Annotated in this window: 13 protein-coding genes; 10 read left to right on the forward strand and 3 right to left on the reverse strand. The window is 70.7% G+C overall.

Annotated features, from left to right (window positions below; genetic code table 11):
• Positions 1-22: 22 nt before the first annotated feature.
• Positions 23-1786: a globin domain-containing protein gene (locus tag J2S43_RS03690; RefSeq protein WP_306827131.1), complete on the forward strand. Its 1764-nt coding sequence runs from the start codon at positions 23-25 to the stop codon at positions 1784-1786.
• Here J2S43_RS03690 and J2S43_RS03695 read toward each other — a convergent pair.
• From J2S43_RS03695 to J2S43_RS03705, 3 genes are all read right to left on the reverse strand, one after another.
• Entirely contained in the window at positions 1765-3111 is a 1347-nt protein-coding gene (locus J2S43_RS03695) for a MurL-like N-terminal domain-containing (RefSeq protein WP_370881594.1), read from the reverse strand. The two genes, J2S43_RS03690 and J2S43_RS03695, sit on opposite strands and share 22 nt — an antisense overlap.
• A 212-nt stretch (positions 3112-3323) precedes the next feature.
• On the reverse strand, positions 3324-4268 hold the full coding sequence (locus tag J2S43_RS03700) for an acyl-ACP desaturase (RefSeq protein ID WP_306827132.1): 945 nt from the start codon (positions 4266-4268) through the stop codon (positions 3324-3326).
• A gap of 116 nt (positions 4269-4384) precedes the next feature.
• Positions 4385-5104, reverse strand: coding sequence for a lysophospholipid acyltransferase family protein (locus tag J2S43_RS03705; protein WP_306827133.1), 720 nt, complete (start codon positions 5102-5104; stop codon positions 4385-4387).
• Between the two features lie 281 nt (positions 5105-5385).
• Here J2S43_RS03705 and J2S43_RS03710 point away from each other — a divergent pair, with 281 nt between their 5' ends.
• The 9 genes from J2S43_RS03710 to J2S43_RS03750 all read left to right on the forward strand — a co-directional run bounded on the left by J2S43_RS03710 (position 5386) and on the right by J2S43_RS03750 (position 19133).
• Positions 5386-6645 carry an aspartate aminotransferase family protein gene (locus J2S43_RS03710; RefSeq protein ID WP_306839188.1) on the forward strand — a complete coding sequence of 420 codons (1260 nt, stop codon included), beginning with the start codon at positions 5386-5388 and terminating at the stop codon, positions 6643-6645.
• 31 nt (positions 6646-6676) lie between these two features.
• A complete protein-coding gene (locus tag J2S43_RS03715) occupies positions 6677-8161 on the forward strand; it encodes a CoA-acylating methylmalonate-semialdehyde dehydrogenase (protein WP_306827134.1) in 1485 nt (494 codons plus the stop codon).
• A gap of 325 nt (positions 8162-8486) precedes the next feature.
• Positions 8487-9437 carry an ATP-binding cassette domain-containing protein gene (locus tag J2S43_RS03720; RefSeq protein WP_306827135.1) on the forward strand — a complete coding sequence of 317 codons (951 nt, stop codon included), beginning with the start codon at positions 8487-8489 and terminating at the stop codon, positions 9435-9437.
• Entirely contained in the window at positions 9434-10255 is an 822-nt protein-coding gene (locus J2S43_RS03725; protein WP_306827136.1) for an ABC transporter permease, read from the forward strand. The genes J2S43_RS03720 and J2S43_RS03725 overlap by 4 nt, the downstream gene beginning before the upstream one ends.
• A gap of 364 nt (positions 10256-10619) precedes the next feature.
• Positions 10620-13793 carry an AfsR/SARP family transcriptional regulator gene (locus tag J2S43_RS03730; protein ID WP_306827137.1) on the forward strand — a complete coding sequence of 1058 codons (3174 nt, stop codon included), beginning with the start codon at positions 10620-10622 and terminating at the stop codon, positions 13791-13793.
• Between the two features lie 254 nt (positions 13794-14047).
• The gene (locus tag J2S43_RS03735) at positions 14048-15385 is read left to right on the forward strand and encodes a radical SAM protein (protein WP_306827138.1); all 1338 of its coding nucleotides are present in this window, start codon (positions 14048-14050) and stop codon (positions 15383-15385) included.
• A gap of 390 nt (positions 15386-15775) precedes the next feature.
• On the forward strand, positions 15776-16696 hold the full coding sequence (locus tag J2S43_RS03740) for a MurR/RpiR family transcriptional regulator (RefSeq protein WP_306827139.1): 921 nt from the start codon (positions 15776-15778) through the stop codon (positions 16694-16696).
• A gap of 49 nt (positions 16697-16745) precedes the next feature.
• Positions 16746-18161, forward strand: coding sequence for an N-acetylglucosamine/diacetylchitobiose ABC transporter substrate-binding protein (gene ngcE / locus J2S43_RS03745; RefSeq protein WP_306827140.1), 1416 nt, complete (start codon positions 16746-16748; stop codon positions 18159-18161).
• 63 nt (positions 18162-18224) lie between these two features.
• On the forward strand, positions 18225-19133 hold the full coding sequence (locus tag J2S43_RS03750; RefSeq protein WP_306827141.1) for a carbohydrate ABC transporter permease: 909 nt from the start codon (positions 18225-18227) through the stop codon (positions 19131-19133).
• Positions 19134-19141: the final 8 nt, after the last annotated feature.

Genomic DNA, 19141 nt, shown 5'->3' on the forward strand with positions numbered 1-19141 from the left:
CGGGTTCGGAAGAATCCACAGGGTGACCAGCGTTGGCGGAGCCGGACACCGGGACCTGCGGGCGCTGCTGCACGCGTTGCGGGTCGGCAAGGTCGTCGAGCAGCTGCCGAATGCACACAGTAATGTCAGCCCGCCCGCGCCGGCCACCCACACCCCGCCGCAGCCGGCCGCACAGACCTGGGTGCCGATGGGCGGCGGCGCGGCCCAGCAGGCGGCGCAGCAGACCGCGGTGCAGCAGGCGGGCACGCCACAGAGCGCGCTCCCGCGCGGCACCGTGCCACCGCGCAACGCGGCACCCCAGGGGCGATACCCCACCGGCGGTACGGGCACCGGCCCGCTCCCCACGGGCGCACCGGGCGCGGGCGCTCTGCCATCCGGCCCGGCCGTGCCGTTCCCGCCCGGCCCGCCCTCCGCTCCGATCCCCGGCACGGCGGCACCCGCGCTCCCCGGCGCCCCGCCCGGCATCCCCGGCACCGCGCCGCCCGTGATCCCCGGCACCACCGTGCCCGCGCCCTACATCCCGGGGCCGCCCACGAACGCGCCGGCTTGCGTCTTCCCGGCTCCCACGCGTACCCACGCCGGGTCTCCGCCCTATGTCCCCGCAGGGGGCGTGCCCGCGTGGGAGGCGGTCGTGCCGATCCGGGGCGGCCCGAACCGTCCCGCCGCCCGGGGTGCGCTGGTCGACGGCTTCCGGCCCGGTGAGGAGTCCGCGCTGCACGCGCTGCAGACCCGGCTCCGCGAGTCGCTGCGACTGCTCGGCGACCTCGACGAGGCCGTGCGCCTGCTCGACGAGCACCTGTTCACCGCCCGTCCCGAGCTGCGCCCGCTCTTCCCACCCAGCGCCGAGGTGCACCGGCAGCAGTTGCGCGACGCGCTCGGCTGGCTGGTCGACAACCTGGACGACCCGCAGGTGCTGGCGGCCGGCTGCGGTCAGCTCGGCCCGGTGCTGCGCGAGTTCGGCGTGCAGCGCGCGCACATCGACGCGTTCGGCATGGCGATGCTGGACGCGATGCGGGCCGGCATGGCCGGAGCCTGGCGCCCGGAGCACGACGCCGCCTGGCGCAGCACCTGGAAGCTCGCCGCGCAGTGGCTGGAGCAGGGCGAGGAGGACGCCGGCTACGCGCCGCTGACCTGGCTCGGCACCGTGGTCGCCCGGCAGGACTGGCGCGACGACCTGTCCATCCTGTGGATCCGCACCTACCTGCCCTACCCGCACCGGGCCGGGCAGCGCGCGGTGCTGGAGGCGGACGGCGCCACCGGCGCGTATCCGATCGGCAACCCGCCCACGCCGGACCACACCATCGAGGTGCACGTGGAGGCGCGCGCCACCGACTACACCGGCCTGGCCCTGCTGCGCGAGGCCGAGCCGGGGGAGCGGGTCCGGCTGCACCCGGCCGTGGAGCACCTGCCGGTCGACCGCGCGTCCGGCCGGGACCTGCTGCTGATCGCGGAGGGCACCGGCGCCGCCACCATGAAGGCGCTGCTGACCGAGGTGGCGTGGCGGCGGCAGCACCGGGCCGTGCGCGTCTTCGTCGGCGTGCGCACGGTCGCGGAGCTCTACGACCTGGAGCCGCTGCGCGCGATCGCGGCCGAGTGCCTGGACGCGCAGGTGCAGGTCGTGGTCACGGCCGGTCCGCAGGGCCGCTTCCTCGGCGGCAGCCTGGCGCATGTGGTGGCCGGCGCCGCCGACTGGTCGGACTGGGACGTCTACGTGGACGGGCCGCCCACGCTGATCACCACGCTGTCCGGTGCGTTCGAGCGGCTCTACTCACCGACGCGCGGGTAGGTCTCCGGCACGAACGCGGGCCCGCCCGGTGTGAACACGCCCGAGTGCGACGCGGTCCGCCACGCCGACGCCGGTACCGCGTCGGCCAGCGCCTTCACCACCGGCTCGTCCTGCCACTCCGGGCTCTTCCGGAGCAGATCGAGCGCGACCACGCACTCCTCGACCTCGCCGACGCACTCCCACGGCTTGTGCGCGTCCACGCCCAGCAGCTCCAGGAAGCCCGGGATCTGCGCCTCGTCCGCCAGCAGGTCGGTGCCGAAGATGCTGCGCAGCCGGTCCCGGCTCATCGACGGTGCCATGGCCAGGAACACGAACCGGCACTTCGGGCAGTCGCCGCACCATCGCGCGGTCGCGTTGTGCAGCAGGAACGCCCGGTTGCAGCTGGTGACCACGTCGTCGTAGCGGCCGGTCTCGGCGTACAGCCGGGCGATGTGCAGCTCGGAGAGCCGGCGCAGCAGCGAGAAGTACGCGTTCGTCAGCCCGGCGTGCTCGGCCAGCGCATCCCGCAGCAGCCCCTCGGCCTCGACACCCTTGGACCACTGATGGTTGATCTCCACGCCGTGCCAGACCAGGTTCGGGTCGGAGGCGGACCGCTCGTTCGACATCACCACCGGCCCGAGCCCGTTGAACGCGGCCGTGGCCACCGCGATCAGCGAGTTCACGGCCGTGACCGGCACGTGCCCGTTCAGCGCGCCCGCCTTGTTCACCTCGAACAGCAACGGATCGATCTTCCGCCGCGCCTCGCGCGCCACCAGCCCGGACGCCGCGTTGACCGCCTTGATCACGCCGTTCGGGTTGACCGAGAACGGCACCGGCTCCCGCCCCGCGTTTCTCAGCGCCTCAAGCGTGACGATCGAGTCCTTACCCCCGCCCACGGCGGACAACGGCCGCAGATCCAGATCAAGAGCATGCGCGGGTACGGATGTGGGCTCGCCGTCCGGCGGTGTGATCGCGACGGTCAGCACGTGCGGCAACTCGTTGCGGTAGGCGAACTCGCCCATTCCCTTGGTGTAGACCGCGGTCGCGAACGCCCGTGCCTTCGCACCCACCCGGTGCGGCAGCGCGATCCGTGCCGGCGCCGCCACCTTGTAGTACGAGACGCCGGCCGCGATCAGCAGCAGCTCCAGCACGCGGTGCGTGCGGGCGAGCGCGTCCTCGCCCGGCGCGGTCTCCGGCACCGGCAGCGTGACGGTCTCGGTGAACCGCAGCGGCTCCACCCCGGGCCCGGTCAGCGCGTAGTGCAGCTCGACGACGCCGGTCTCCACGTCGAGGTGGTAACCCTCGGCCGTGAAGAGGTCCCGGCCCCGGATCTCATCCGCGCTCAACGCCACCGATTCAGCCCTTCGCTGTGCCTGCGGCCGTCCCCCGGCCGGGCGCAATGTTAGCTCCGCACGTCACCCGCCGCTCGCAGAGTCGGCAGGTGACGTGGGCCGCAGGGCCGCCGCTCCTGCCACATCACGTTCCACACCATGATCGGGGCGTCCCCCACGCCGTTCAGAACGACATGGGGACGCCCCGATCATGAGGAAGTGCGGGGTCAGGCCTTGCGGGCGGCCACCCGGGCCTGGTGGGCCTCGCGGCGCTCGGTGAAGCGGGTGGCCTGGTTGTCCAGGTTCGCCATGAACTCGCCGAGCTCGTCGCGCGCCTTGGCGCCGTCGTCGGTGAGGCCCTCGGTCTCCAGCACGCGCAGCTTGCGCAGCACCGGCATGAGCACCTCGTCGTGGTGGATGCGCAGGTCGTAGATGCCGGCCATGGCGATCTGCACGGACTTGCGGGAGAAGTTCTCGATGCCGTGACCGGGCATCTGGAAGTTGCGGACCACGTCGGAGATCGCGCGCATCGCCAGGTTCGGCGAGAGCTGCAGCGCGGCCTCCAGCAGGTTGCGGTAGAAGACCATGTGCAGGTTCTCGTCGGTGGCGATGCGCTGCAGCATCGCGTCGCAGACCGGGTCGCCGGAGAACTTGCCGGTGTTGCGGTGCGAGACGCGGGTGGCCAGCTCCTGGAACGACACGTACGCGATGGAATGCAGGATGCTCTGGTCGTGGTCGTTCTCGAAGCCGGTCGCCATGTGCGTCATCCGCAGGCGCTCCAGCTCGATCGGGTCGACCGCGCGCGTGGTCAGCAGGTAGTCGCGGATCGCGATGCCGTGCCGGCCCTCCTCCGCGGTCCACCGGTGCACCCAGTCGCCCCAGGCGCGGTCGCGGCCGAACATGGACGCGATCGCGTGGTGGTAACTCGGCAGGTTGTCCTCGGTGAGCAGGTTGACGATCAGCGAGGTGCGGGCCACGTCGGAGAGCTTGGACTGCTCCACGGACCAGGCGGTGCCGCCGAGCGGGCCGTCGAAGTTGGTGCCGTCGGACCACGGAACGTACTCGTGCGGGAACCACTCCTTGGCCAACCCGATGTGCCGGTTCAGGTTGGTCTCCACCACGGGCTCAAGGTCGAGCAGCAGCGCTCGCGTGGTTGCTTCGTCGACGGTCACAGGACCTCCAGAGGGAATGGCGAACCTACGGTTACGGTACCGTAGGTTCGCGCCTTCGACACCACCGAGGATGCCGGTAAACCGGCCGGTAACCAGGCCTGATGCCGTGGGGAAGATCAGGAGGCCGGTGCGACCGTCGGCTGCGGTGCGGTGCCACCCAGGTGCGCCGGAAGCCACCAGCGGTCCGCGTCGTCCTTCGGCTTGTCCGGATATTCGCGCTGGGCGCGGTCGACGAGTGCGGTGATCCGGCGGCGCAGCTCCGCGGTGGCGACGTTCACGTCGTCCTTGCGGTTCACCTCCAGTGGTTCGCCGATCAGGATCGTGATCGGCGTGTGCCGGCGGGTGAGCGTGCGGGGGCGGCCCTTGGTCCACATCCGGTGCGTGCCCCAGACCGCGACCGGGATCAGCGGCACGCCGGCGGACATGGCCATCCGGGTCGCGCCGCTCTTGAACTCCTTCACCGTGAAGGAGGTGCTGATCGTCGCCTCGGGGAAGATGCCGATCATCTCGCCGCTCTTCAGTGCGGTGAGCGCGTCCCGGAACGACTGGACACCGGCCTCGCGGTCGACCGAGATGTGCTTCATGTTCCGCATCAGCGGGCCGGAGATCGGGTGCTTGAAGACCTCGTGCTTGGCCATGAAACGGACCAGGCGCCCGGCCGGTTGCGCGCCGAGGCCGGCGAAGATGAAGTCCAGGTAGCCGATGTGGTTGCTGGCCAGCACCGCGCCACCCGCACGGGGCACGTTCTCCGCGCCCTCGATCCGGATCTTGAGGTCCAGGGCCCTGAACATCACCTTGCACGCTGCGATAACCGGCGGGTACACCACTTCTGACATGGCGTAACGGTAACCGCCCCGCCCGGAACGTGCCTATCCCCGTGCCGCGGGAAGGGGTTCTGTCTGTTTTTGATCGTTCTGACGATGTGTCAGGTGAGCGGACGCGCCGGATGACAGGGTGACAGTTGCCTTCGGGTGCGGGCGGTGGCAGCGTGCAGTCAATGAGCGAGCTTGCGAGCGAATCATCGGCTCAGCGCCTCGACCGGCGCGACGCAGTGGGCGCTGGGAGCCGACTCCGCGACGACCTGCTGTCACGTCACCGTGCGGTGCTGCCGTCGTGGATGCCGATCTACTACCCGGACGATCCGATCGAGATCGTCTCCGGCTCCGGCCGGCGCGTCGTCGACCAGGCCGGCCGCAGCTACCTGGACTTCTTCGGCGGCGTGCTGACCAACATGATCGGTTACGACGTCGCGGAGATCCGCGAGGCGGTGGAGCGGCAGCTGGCCACGGGTGTGGTGCACACCTCCACGCTCTACCTGATCCGCGCGCAGGTCGAGCTGGCCGAGAAGATCGCCCGGGTCTCCGGCATCCCGGACGCGCGCGTGTTCTTCACCAACTCCGGCTCGGAGGCGAACGAGGCCGCGCTGCTGATGGCCACGAACCTGCGCCGGTCCAACCAGATCCTGGCGATCCGGAACAGCTACCACGGCCGCACGCTCGCCACGATGGGCATCACCGGGCACCGCAGCTGGTCGGCCAGCTCGCTCAACCCGCTCAACATCTCGTGGCTGCACTCCGGCGACCGGGTGCGCGGCCTGCTGGCCAAGCTGTCCGATTCCGATCACATCGACGCGGCGGTCGAGGACCTCCGGGAGGTGCTCGCGACGCAGACCTCGGGTGACGTGGCCGCGCTCATCGCGGAGCCGATCCAGGGCGTCGGCGGCTTCGTGGCCGCACCGGACGGCACGCTCGGCGCGCTCAAGAAGGTCCTGGACGAGTCCGGCATCCTGCTCATCTCGGACGAGGTGCAGACCGGCTGGGGCCGCACCGGCGAGCACTTCTGGGGCTACCAGGCGCACGGCGTGACGCCGGACCTGCTCACCTTCGCCAAGGGCATCGGCAACGGATTCGCGCTGGCCGGCGTGGTCGGCCGCGCCGAGGTGATCAACGCGGTGCCGGCGATCAGCTTCTCCACGTTCGGCGGCAATCCGATCTCCACCGCGGCCGGCAACGCGGTCCTCGACTACGTGCTCGACCACGACCTCCAGGAGAACGCGGCCCGCACCGGCGCGATCCTGCTCGACGGGCTACGCGCGGCACAGACCCGATCCACGATCCTCGCGGAGGTACGCGGACGCGGGCTCATGATCGGCCTGGAGTTCGTCCGGCCCGGCACCCTGGAGCCGGACGCGGCCGCGACCGTCCGCGTCTTCGACGAGTGCCGCCGCAACGGGCTGCTGGTCGGCAAGGGCGGCCTCTACAACAACGTGCTCCGGATGGGCCCGCCGCTCACGCTCACCGAGGACGAGGCTCGCGAGGGCCTGGAGATCCTGGTGAACGCGATCGCGACGGTCGACGCAGAGGTGGTTATCGCATGACCCCGACCCCGCAACCCCGTGAGGACGCCCGATGATCTCGCACTTCGTGGGCGGCAAGCCCTGGACCGGCGCTTCCACCCGTACCGGCGACGTCTTCGATCCCGCGACCGGCGAGATCGCCGAGTCCGTGCTGTTCGCGTCGGCCGCCGATGTGGAGCATGCCGTCGGCGTCGCCGCGGCGGCCGCGAAGAGCTGGAAGGACACGTCGCTGGCCAAGCGCTCCGCCGTGCTCTTCGCGTTCCGAGAGATCATGAGCGCGCGCCGCGACGACCTGGCCGCCGTGATCACCGCGCAGCACGGCAAGGTGCTCTCCGACGCCGCCGGCGAGGTGCAGCGTGGCCTCGAGGTCGTCGAGTACGCGTGCGGCATCCCCACGCTGATCCGCGCCGGCTTCAGCGAGAACGTCTCCACCGGCGTCGACACCTACGCGATCCGGCAGCCACTCGGCGTGGTCGCGGTTATCTCCCCGTTCAACTTCCCGGCCATGGTGCCGCTCTGGTTCGTGCCGATCGCGATCGCGGCCGGCAACACGGTCGTGCTCAAGCCGTCGGAGAAGGACCCGGGCGCGGCCGTGCTGCTCGCCGAGTGGTTCGCCGAGGCCGGCCTGCCCGAGGGCGTGTTCAACGTCGTGCACGGCGACAGGGAGGCGGTCGACGCGCTGCTCGACCACCCCACGGTCAAGGCCGTGTCGTTCGTCGGATCAACCCCGATCGCACGGTACGTGTACGAGCGCGGCACCGCGAACGGCAAGCGCGTCCAGGCGCTCGGCGGGGCGAAGAACCACATGGTCGTGCTCCCGGACGCGGACCTGGACCTGGCCGCGGACGCCGCCGTCAACGCCGGCTTCGGCTCGGCCGGCGAACGCTGCATGGCGATCTCCGTGGTGGTGGCCGTCGACCCGGCCGGCGACGCGCTGGTCGACCGGATCGCGTCCCGGATGGCCGCGATCCGGACCGGCGACGGCCGCCGCGGCTGCGACATGGGCCCGCTGGTCACCGGCGCGCACCGGGACCGGGTCGCCTCCTACGTCGAGGCCGGCATCTCGGCCGGCGCGACCGCCGTGGTCGACGGGCGCGACCCGGCCGTGGACGGTGCACCCGGCGGTTTCTGGCTCGGCCCGACGCTCTTCGACCACGTCACCCCGGACATGTCGATCTATACCGACGAGATCTTCGGCCCGGTGCTGTCCGTGGTCCGCGCCGGCACCTACGACGAGGCGCTCAAGCTGGTCAACGACTCCCCGTACGGCAACGGCACCGCGATCTTCACGAACGACGGCGGTGCGGCCCGGCGCTTCCAGCACGAGGTCGAGGCCGGCATGGTCGGCGTCAACGTGCCGATCCCGGTGCCGATGGCGTACTACTCGTTCGGCGGCTGGAAGGCCTCGCTCTTCGGCGACACACACGCGCACGGCCTGGAAGGCGTGCACTTCTACACCCGCGGCAAGGTCGTCACCAGCCGCTGGCTCGACCCGTCACACGGCGGCCTCAACCTGGGCTTCCCGACGCAGACCTGAGGCTTGTCACAGGCTCCACCATGAGGCGCCGCATGAGGTCGCGGTGGAGAAGATCAAAACGGCGCCGAGAGTCGCTGACGTGTGCCAAATCGTTGTTTGGGCGGCCGGATGACAACGATTTGCGACACGTGATCGTTTCGTCAGCAAGCCGCCGCTGCTTTTATCGTGATATTTCGGGCAAGAATGAGCGGTGAGGCCAGTTCTGTTTCTCGATCACCGGCCTGACATCACCGCCGTGGGCCGTGTCAGCGATCTGTGCCCGTGCTGTCAGCGGTGTCCCGCAGTCTTCGGACGGCAACACCGGGAGACGACACGAGGGGTGACCATGACCGCCGCATTCCAGGCCGAGGGCCTGGTGAAACGCTATGGGAAGACGACCGCGCTGGATGGTGTGGACCTGACGGGCACGCCGGGGACCGTGCTCGGCGTGCTGGGGCCGAACGGCGCGGGCAAGACCACCGCGGTACGGATCCTGGCCACGCTGCTGCGCCCCGACGGCGGGCGTGCCACGGTCGGCGGGTTCGACGTGGTCAAGGATGCGGTCAAGGTGCGGCGCCTGATCGGGCTCACCGGGCAGTACGCGTCCGTCGACGAGGACCTGACCGGCATGCAGAACCTGCAGTTGATCGCGGCCCTGCTCGACTACCGCAGCGCCGAGGGCAAGGCGCGCGCGGTGGAGCTGCTGGGGCAGTTCGACCTGACCGACGCCGGGGGACGGCCGGTCAAGACGTACTCCGGGGGTATGCGCCGCCGCCTCGACCTGGCCGCGAGCCTGGTCGGCCGGCCGGACGTGATCTACCTGGACGAGCCGACCACCGGGCTCGACCCGGCCAAGCGCGACGACGTCTGGGCGATGGTCCGCAACCTGGTCACCGAGGGCGTGACCGTGCTGCTCACCACGCAGTACCTGGAGGAGGCGGACGCGCTCGCGGACGAGATCTCCGTGATCAACCACGGCAGGGTGATCGCGCACGGCACGCCGGCGCAGCTCAAGCACATCGTCGGCGGTCAGACCGTGGTGGTCCGGCCGCTCGATCCGGAGCACGTGCCAGCGGTCGCGGACATCCTGCGGGGCGTCGCGGGCGTGACCCCGGAGTCGCCCAGCCGTGGCGTGCTGACCGTGCCGGTCGACGGCGACGCCGCGCTCGGCCACGTGGTCCGGCAGCTGGAGTCCGCGGGCATCCCGGTGCTGGAACTGGCGCTGCGCCTGCCCAGCCTGGACGAGGTCTTCTTCAGCCTGACCGGGCGCCACGAGCTGCAGGAGGCGGCGGCATGAGCACGACCACCCTGTTGCGGGACGCCCACGCGATCCCGGAGCGCCCGCAGCCACGGCCGTTCGGCCTGCTCCGGCACAGCCTGCAACTGGCGAAGCGCAGCCTGCTGAAGACGCTCCGCACGCCGGAGCAGCTGCTGGACGTGACGCTTCAGCCGATCCTGTTCGTCGTCATCTTCGTCTACCTGCTCGGCGGTGCGATCGCCGGATCCACCCACGACTACCTGCAGTTCCTGCTGCCGGCGATCATGGTGCAGACGATCATGTTCGCGTCCACGGTGACCGGCACCAACCTGAACACCGACATCGAGAAGGGCGTCTTCGACCGTTTCCGCAGCCTCCCGATCGCCCGTTCCGCGCCGCTGGTCGGCTCCGTGCTCGGCGACCTGATCCGCTTCGTGGTCGCGATCGTCGTGCTGCTGACGTTCGGCTACGCGATCGGCTTCCGGATCGGCACCGACCCGCTCCAGCTCCTCGCCGCCGCGCTGGTCACCATGGTCTTCGGCTTCTGCCTGAGCTGGGTCACGGTTCTGATCGGCATGATCGTCCGGTCGCCCGGTGCGGTCCAGGGCCTCGGCTTCCTGGTCATGTTCCCGCTGACCTTCGGCACGAACATGATGGTCCCCACCGACACCCTCCCCGGCTGGCTCCAGGCCTGGGTCAAGATCAACCCCGCCACCCACGCGATGGAGGCCGCCCGCGCCCTGATGCTCGGCACCCCCGACGCCACCGGCCCGGTCCTCAAGACCCTCGCCTGGTCCGCCGGACTCCTGCTGGTCTTCGCTCCCTTGGCGGTGCGCGCCTACCGTCGCCGCACCTGACGACACGGCTTGGTCCCGGGACTCGCCTCCGCCGCCGACTTCCGGCGGTGGAGGCGAAGGGCGTCACGGTCTATCGGCGCGGACGGTCCGGCTTGGTGCTTGTTCGCAGCGCGCGCTGCGCCCGCGCGGGGTTTCCTCGTCGATGTCGATGTCGATGTCGATGTCGATGATCGTGCGAGCCATGTATCGAGGCTGTTGCCGGTGTATCCAGGCATCAAGCGCCGGATCGAGTGACCGATCGGCGGTGTCCTCGGCAGCCTCCGCCCACGGCTCGTCATCCAGGGCCGGGATACGTCGCAGGGATGACGGCGGGCTGCGCCCGGTGGGGGAGTCGGTGCGGGTGCCGGGGTGAGACAGTGGGCTGGTGCGGGTGGGGATTCTGGGGCCGCTGGAGGTGGCCGCCGACGGGGTGGCCGTCGAGGTGGCCGGTGGGCGGCTGCGCGCGCTGCTGATCAGGCTGGCGCTGGAGCCGGGCCGGGCCGTTTCCGTCGCGACGCTCGCGGACGCGCTGTGGGCGGAGGAAGCGCCGGGCGACCCGGTCGGCGCGATCCAGCAGCTCGTGTCGAGGCTGCGGCGGGCGCTGCCGGACGGTGCGGTGCTCCGCTCGACCCCGGCCGGTTACGTGCTGGAGCTGCCGGCCGACGCCGTCGACGCGGTGCGGTTCGAGCGGCTGGTCGCGGAGGGCCGGCAGGCGCTCCGAGCCGGTCGGCCCGCGGAGGCCGGTGCGGTGCTGTGCGACGCGCTGCGCCTGTGGCGCGGTGCCGCGCTCGCGGACGCGGCGGACGCGCCCTACGCGCAGGGCGCGGCGGCCCGGCTGGAGGAACTGCGGCTCGCCGCGGCGGAGGACCGGGCCGAGGCGGAGCTGGCTGCGGCCGGTGACGCCGGTGTGCCGGCCGAGCTGATCGCGGAGCTGGGCGAGCTGGAGGCCGCACACCCGCTGCGGGAGCGGATCCACGCGCTGCGCATGCGCGCGCTGATCGCGGACGGCCGGGTCGCGGAGGCGCTGACCGTCTACGCGGAGCTGCGCGAACGGCTCGCCGGCACGCTCGGCGTGGACCCGTCGCCGGAGGTACAGGCGGTGCACCTGGCCGCGCTGCGCCACCGCCCGGGGCCGGCCGCCGCACCGATGGCCGGGACGAACCTGCGCGCACCGATCACCAGCTTCGTCGGCCGCGAGGCCGAGCGCACGCTGCTCATCAAGCAGCTGACCGAGGGTCGCCTGGTCACGCTGGTCGGTCCCGGCGGTGCCGGAAAGACCCGCTTGGCCACCACGGTCGCCCACGAGATCCACGAGGGCCCGCGCGACACGGCCGCCGGGGGCGTACCGCGTGGTGGGGTCTGGCTGGTGGAGCTGGCGCCGGTGGCGGCGGACGGGGATGTGGCGCAGGCCGCGCTCGGGGCGCTGCAGAAGCTGCGGGTGACCTCGTTCGGCGCGGCGCGGGCGCCCGGCGGCACGATCGACCGGCTGGTGGAGCTGCTGGCGCCGCATGACGCGGTGCTGGTACTGGACAACTGCGAGCACGTGATCGCGGGCGCGGCCCGGCTCGCGGACGAACTGCTCGGCAGCTGCCCGCGACTGCGGATCATCGCGACCAGCCGGGAGCGCCTCGGGATCGCCGGTGAGGCGCTCTGCCCCGTACCCCCGCTGGATCTTCCCGCTCCGCACGCCGGTGCGGCCGAAGCGCTCGGCTGGGCGTCGGTGCGGCTGTTCCGGGACCGGGCGGTCGCGGTGCGGCCGGACTTCGCGGTGGACGCGGCGACCGTGGGCGCGGTGGTGGAGGTCTGCCGCCGGCTGGACGGGATGCCGCTGGCGATCGAGCTGGCCGCGGCGCGGCTCCGGGCGCTGCCGATCCAGGAGGTGGTGCGGCGGCTGGACGACCGGTTCGCGCTGCTGACCGGCGGCAGCCGGACCGCGCTGCCTCGCCATCGCACGCTGCGCGCGGTGGTCTCCTGGAGCTGGGATCTGTTGGACGACGCGGAGGCGCTGCTCGCGGCGCGGCTGGCCGTGTTCCCGGGCGCGTTCACGCTGGCGGACGCGGAGACCGTCTGCGACGTCCCGGGCGACGTGCTGCTCTCGCTGGTGGACCGCTCGCTGGTGCAGACCGCGTCCGCGGCCGAGCCTCGCTATCGCATGCTGGACACCATCGCGGCGTACGCGGCCGAGCGCCTGGACGCCTCCGGCGGCACGCATGCGACCCGGGCGGCGCACGCGCGGCACTTCCTGGCGCTCGCCGAGGAGGCCGAGCCGCACCTGCGCCGCGCGGAACAGCTGGAATGGCTGGCGAAACTGGACGGCGCGCACGACGACCTGATCGCGGCACTGCGGTTCGCGGCGGAAACCCACGATTCCGACTTGGCGGTACGAATGACCGCCGCGCTCGGCATGTACTGGATCATCACCGGCAAGCAGGACGAGGCGCTGGAGTGGTGCGAGATCGCCGGTGCGCTGCCCGGCCCGGCACCGGCCGCCGCGCGCGTGATCGTGCTGGTCGGCCGCCTGATGCCGCGATTCACCGAGGTCGACCAGGCGGCCGGGCCGGCCGAGATCCGCGCGCTGCTGGACGGGCTCGGCGACGCGGACCGGGGCCATCCGTTCCTGGCGCTGATCGAGGCCGGCCTGCCGATCTACGCGGAGGACATGCCGGCCGCGCTGGCGGTGATCGACCGGCACCTGGCCGGGCCGGACCCGTGGCTGCGCGCCATGATGCACCTGATCCGGTCGCACGTGCGGGAGAACGACGGCGATCCGGCCGGCCGCCGGCACGAGCTGGAGACCGCGTCCGGGATCTTCCGCGACCTCGGGGAGCGGATGGGGCTCGCGGGCTCGCTGACCGAGCTGTCCGAGGCGCTGTCGTTGGCGGGTGAGTTCGACGCGGCGCTGGCCGTACTGGACGAGTCGATCTCGCTGCTGCGCACGCTGAACGTGACCGACGACGTGGCTCACCAGCGCATCTGGCGTGCGCTGATCGCGGCGCGCACGGGCGGCCCGGAGCACGCGCGGGCCGAGTTCGAGGCGGTGCTGACCGAGTGCGACCTGTCCGGCTCGCTGCGCGCGCAGTCGTTCGCGAACGTGACGTTCGGCGCCGCGTTCGCCGCGCTCGGCGACCTTGACCGGGCCGAGGCGCGACTGCTGCGGTCGCGCGAGCTGATGGCCGCGGCCCGCACCGCACCGCCGCAGATCGACGTGCTGATCGGCTGCGGGCTGGCGGTGATCGCGGCGCAGCGCGGCGATGCGGAGCCGGCTGCGGCGATGATCCCGGGCCTGGTGGCGGCCGCGCGGCGCATCGCGGACGTCCCGGTGCTGGCCCGGGCCGGGGTGACGCTCGCGTTCGTGCGCCGCGCGCAGGGTCGCCCGGCAGAGGCCGCGGAGCTGCTCGGGGCGGCGGAGACGATCCGGGGCGGCCCGGACCGGCTGAGCCTGGACATCGCGATGCTCACCGACGGGCTGACCGCGGAGCTGGGGGCGGCCGCGTTCGCGGAGGCGGTCGCGCGCGGCCTCGCCCTGTCCCGCGAGGCCGCGGTCGCGTTGCTGCCGTGATCCCCATCGCCCTACGTCCGTGATCCAGGCGTCACTCATGTCGTTCTAAACGCTTGGATCACGGAGAGGGCGGTGGCAGGCGGCACAGCGGCGGGCCGTGGCAGGCGGCACAGCGGCGGGCCGTGACAGGCGGCACGGCGGCGGGCCGTGACAGGCGGCACAACGGTAAGTGCCACCGGGCGGTTCGCCGAGTACAAGTGATGAGGTACAGACTGGGAGCCGGGTGTAAACACGGCAGGACGGAGATCGCGGCGATGGACAGGCGTACCGACGTCATCGAGGACCTGATGGCAAGGTTCCCGCACATCCCGAAAGAGGCCGTCATCAAGGAGGACCTGCTCCGCGGCGGCGTCGCCTTCGACGGCTCGATGCTGACCGACGGCGACGAGGGCGAGGTCAAGCCGAAGTCGTACTTCATCTTCTCGTTCGACCACCGCACGCTGCCGGAGTTGGGCGAGGCCGCGCTGCGCCGCCCGCCGGAGGAGATCATCCTGACCGGCGGGCCGTACGATCTGCGCCGCACCGTGGTCTCGGTCCGGGTCAATCCGGCCTCGCCGTACCGGATCGCGGCGGACGAGGAGGGGCGCGCGAAGCTGTTCCTGGACGGCCGCGCGATCTCCGACGTGGGCCTGCCGCCGATGCCGGACTATTACCGGCACACGCTGCGGAACGGTAAGTCGGTGATGGAGGTGGCGCCCACGATTCAGTGGGGTTACCTCATCTACCTGACCGTTTTCCGGGTCTGCCAGTACTTCGGCGCCAAGGAAGAATGCCAGTACTGCGACATCAACCACAACTGGCGTCAGCACAAGGCGGCCGGCCGTCCCTACACCGGTGTGAAGCCGGTGCAGGAGGTGCTGGAGGCGCTCGACATCATCGACAAGCACGACACGCTGGGCGCCTCGAAGGCGTACACGCTGACCGGCGGCTCGGTCACGTCCAAGGTGGACGGCCTGGCCGAGGCGGACTTCTACGGCCGTTACGCGAAGGCGATCGAGGAGCGGTTCCCCGGGCGCTGGATCGGCAAGGTGGTCGCGCAGGCGCTTCCCAAGGAGGACGTGCAGCGTTTCTACGACTACGGCGTGCGCATTTACCACCCCAATTACGAGGTGTGGGACAAGCGGTTGTTCGAGCTGCACTGCCCGGGCAAGGAGCGTTATGTCGGCCGCGAGGAATGGCACCGCCGCATTCTCGACTCGGCGGAGATCTTCGGCCCGCGCAACGTGATTCCGAACTTCGTGGCCGGAATCGAGATGGCGGCGCCGGCCGGTTTCGCGACGCCGGAGCAGGCGGTCGACTCGACCGGCGAGGGCCTGGAGTACTTCATGTCGCGGGGCATCCTGCCGCGCTTCACCACCTGGTGCCCGGAGCCGACGACGCCACTGGGCCAGATGAACCCGGAGGGCGCTCCGCTGGAGTACCACATTCGGCTGCTGGACCGGTACCGCGCGGTGATGGACGCGAACGGTCTGCTGCCGCCGCCCGGCTACGGCCCGCCCGGTGCTGGCAACGCGGTCTTCTCGGTGAGCTCGTTCATGGACACGCTCCCAGCGGACACCGCGATCGCGGATGAGACGCCCGCACAGGTGTAAAAAGCCATAAAACACGAGAAAGCCGGCAACCCGGGAACGGGTGGCCGGCTTTTTCGTGCGCGCGTCTCGTGACCGACGCGGTAAGACGGATTTTCACGGACCGGGGCGCGGGAGTGCGGGCGACCAAGCCTGAGTTGCCGGCCGTACCCTCATGGATTTCGATCTTGTTAAGACTTGAAACGGCATGCTGACCGCGAGTAACCATGCCGTGAGCAGCGTTTATGCAGCTCGCTGCGGCTCTTTAGGGTCCTTTTAGCACGTCGGCGTGAACGTACCGTGACTGCGCGCTCGGTAACGGTTTGAAAACTTCAACCGAAGTCTTGACACAAGGGGGGCGTCAGTAAGAAGTTTTACCACCAAACAGTAAACATTCTTTTCGGAGGAGCGTTGATGACGGAGGTGCACACCACCGCGGTCCCTGCGGTGACGGACGCCTCCGCGCGGGAGGGTGGCGTCCTGGTGCGCGTGCGCTCGCGGCTGCCGGAGTTCACCGGCGCGCTGCAGCGGGTCGCGGAACAGGTGCTCGCCGACCCCGCCGTCGCGGCCCGGTCCACGATCGTGGAACTGGCCGAGCGCAGCGGCACCTCTCCGGCGACGATCACCCGGTTCTGCCGCGCCCTCGGCTTCGAGGGCTACGCGGACCTGCGGCTGGACATCGCGGCCGAGACCGGCAGGGCCCGCGCGGCGGGCTGGACGGTCGACATCGGGCGCGAGATCCAGCCGGGCGACCCGCTCGGGCGCGTGCTCGACCAGCTGATGGCCGCGGACACCCGGGCGATGCAGGACACTGCCGCGCTTCTCGACCTGGGCGAGGTGGAGCGCGCGGCGGCCGCGATCGCCACCGCGAACCGGGTCAACATCTTCGGCGCCAGCGGAAGCGCGCTGGTCGGCGAGGAGTTCCAGTTCAGCCTGCACCGCATCGGCGTGCCGGCCTGGGCCTGGACCGACGTGCACAACGGGCTGGCCAGCGCGGCGCTGATGCGGGACGGCGACGTCGCGCTGGGCATCTCGCACAGCGGGCAGACCCGCGAGACGATCGAGATGCTGGCCGAGGCCGGCAGTCACGGTGCGACCACCGTGGCCCTGACCAGTTTCCCGCGCGCGCCGCTGGCGGAGCTGGCCGACATAGTCCTGCTGACCGCGACGCAGGCCACCACGTTCCGGCCGGACGCGCTCTCCGCGCGGCACCCGCAGCTGGTCGTGCTGGACCTGCTCTACATCGCGGTCGCGCAGCGGACCACCGAACGTTCCCACGCGGCCTTTCAGCGCACCGCCCGGGCAGTCGACGGGCACAAGGGCCGCAAAGAGTAGAAACCCTCCGCCCCAGGTATGTAGTTCGTCATCAAGGAGCTGCGACACCATGTCTGACAACGACCTCACCCGCCGGACAGTGCTCCGCCGGACCGCGGCCGCCGGCCTGATGGCCACGCCGGCCATGGGATTCCTCTCCGCCTGCGTCACCGGTGGTGGCGAGGAGGAGCCGGCCGACCAGGCGGAAGGCGAGAAGAACGCGGAGAACCCGCTCGGCGTGGACGGCAACGCCCCGCTCGAGGTGGTCATCTTCAACGGCGGCTACGGCGAGAAGTACGCCACCGACGTGCACGAGCCGCTGTACAAGGCGAAGTTCCCGAACGCGCAGATCAAGCACTCCGCCACCCAGGAGATCGCGACCACGCTGCAGCCGCGGTTCGCCGGTGGCACCCCGCCGGACTTCGTGAACAACTCCGGCACCAAGTTCATGGACTTCGGCACGCTGATCCAGGACGGCCAGCTGCAGGACCTCACCGAGCTGTTCGCGGCCCCGTCCGTGGACGACCCGGCGAAGAAGGTCTCGGACACGCTGGTCGCCGGCACCGTCGAGTCCGGCACGTACAACGGCAAGCCGTTCGTGCTGAACTACGTCTTCACGGTCTACGGCCTGTGGTACTCGGAGAAGCTGTTCAAGGACAAGGGCTGGACCGTTCCCGCCACCTGGGCCGACTTCACCAAGCTGCTCGACACGATCAAGGCCGCGGGCATCACGCCGTACGCGTACGCCGGCAAGAACGCGCCGTACTACCAGTACCTGGTGATCCTCGCCTCGGCCGCCAAGGCGGGTGGCCCGGACATCCTGAAGAACATCGACAACCTGGCCGACGGCGCGTGGACCGCCCCCGCGGTCAAGGCCGCCGCGGCGCAGTGGGCCGAGATCGGCGCCAAGTACATGGACAAGGCCGACGAGGGTCTGATCCACACCGAGGTGCAGCTCAAGCAGAACCAGGGCAAGGTCGCGTTCTACCCGTCCGGTTCGTGGCTGGAGGCCGAGCAGGCCGCCTCCACGCCGGAGGGCTTCAACTACGCGGTCATGCCGGTCCCGGCCGGCGCGTCGGACACGCTGCCGACCGGCCTCTACGCGACCGCGGGCGAGCCGTACTTCGTCTCCGCCAAGGGCACCAACCCGCGCGGCGGCATGGAGTACATGCGGCAGATGCTGTCGACCAAGGGCGCGAAGGGCTTCATCGAGCTCAACAAGTCGCTGACCGCCGTCGCCGGCGCGGAGGAGGGCATCCAGCTCTCGCCCGGTCTGACCAGTGCCTCCGCGGTGCTGAAGGCGGCCGGTGCGGGCGTCTTCTCCTACCGCTTCGACAGCTGGTACAAGGAGCTCGACACCGAGCTGCGCACCGCCACCAACGCGCTGATGTTCGGCCGGGAGAACGCGGACCAGTTCTGCGAGCGGATGCAGAAGAAGGCCGACGCGATCAAGGCCGACTCGTCGATCACGAAGTTCTCTCGCTGATGTTCGCCGGGCGGGGCGTCCTTCTCGGGCGTCCCGCCCACCTTTCCTGAGGATCTGGTCCACATGCGGCACGGCAAGTACCCGTTCGTCATCGGGTTCCTCGCGGCCCCCGTGACGATCTACGTCGTCTTCGTCATCGCGCCGTACGCGCAGGCGTTCTACATGGCGCTGACGAACTGGCGAGGGCTGTCTCCCGGCAGGTTCGTCGGCCTGGAGAACTTCACGCGGCTGTTCCAGGACGACGTGTTCTGGAAGGCGTTGCAGCACCACGGGATCCTGCTGCTCGCCCTGCCGCTGATCACGATCGTCATCGCGCTCTTCCTCGCGTTCATGCTCAACGTCGGCGGCGGCTCCCAGAAGGGGGTGATGACCGGCGTCTGGGGCTCCAAGTTCTACCGCGTGGTCTTCTTCCTCCCGCAGGTGCTGGCGGTCGCGATCCTGGGCGTGCTGTTCCAGGCGATCTACCGCCCGGACGGCTCCGGCATGATCAACAGCCTGGTCGCCAAGGTCGGGCTGGAGCCGATCGGCTTCCTGATCAACCCGGACCTGGCACTGTGGTCGATCATCGCGGTGCTGGTCTGGCAGGCCGTCGGCTTCTACGTCGTGCTCTTCTCGGCCGGCATGTCCAACATCCCGAAGGACATCTACGAGGCCGCGATGCTGGACGGCGCCACCCGGATGAGCATGTTCTTCCGGGTCACGCTGCCGCTGCTCTGGGACACGCTGCAGGTCGCCTGGGTCTACCTCGGCATCGCCGCGTTCGACGCGTTCGCCATCGTGCAGACGCTCTCGGTCGACCAGGGCGGGCCGGACGGCTCCACCACCGTGATCGGCATGGAGATCTACCGGAACGCGTTCACCTACTCCAAGTACGGCTACGCGTCCGCGATGGGCGTGGCGCTCTTCTTCCTGACCATCACGTTCGCCGCGCTCAGCCTCCGGGTCAGCCGGCGCGAATCCGTGGAGATGTGAGGGCTGTC

Source organism: Catenuloplanes nepalensis (genome assembly GCF_030811575.1).
GTDB lineage: Bacteria > Actinomycetota > Actinomycetes > Mycobacteriales > Micromonosporaceae > Catenuloplanes > Catenuloplanes nepalensis.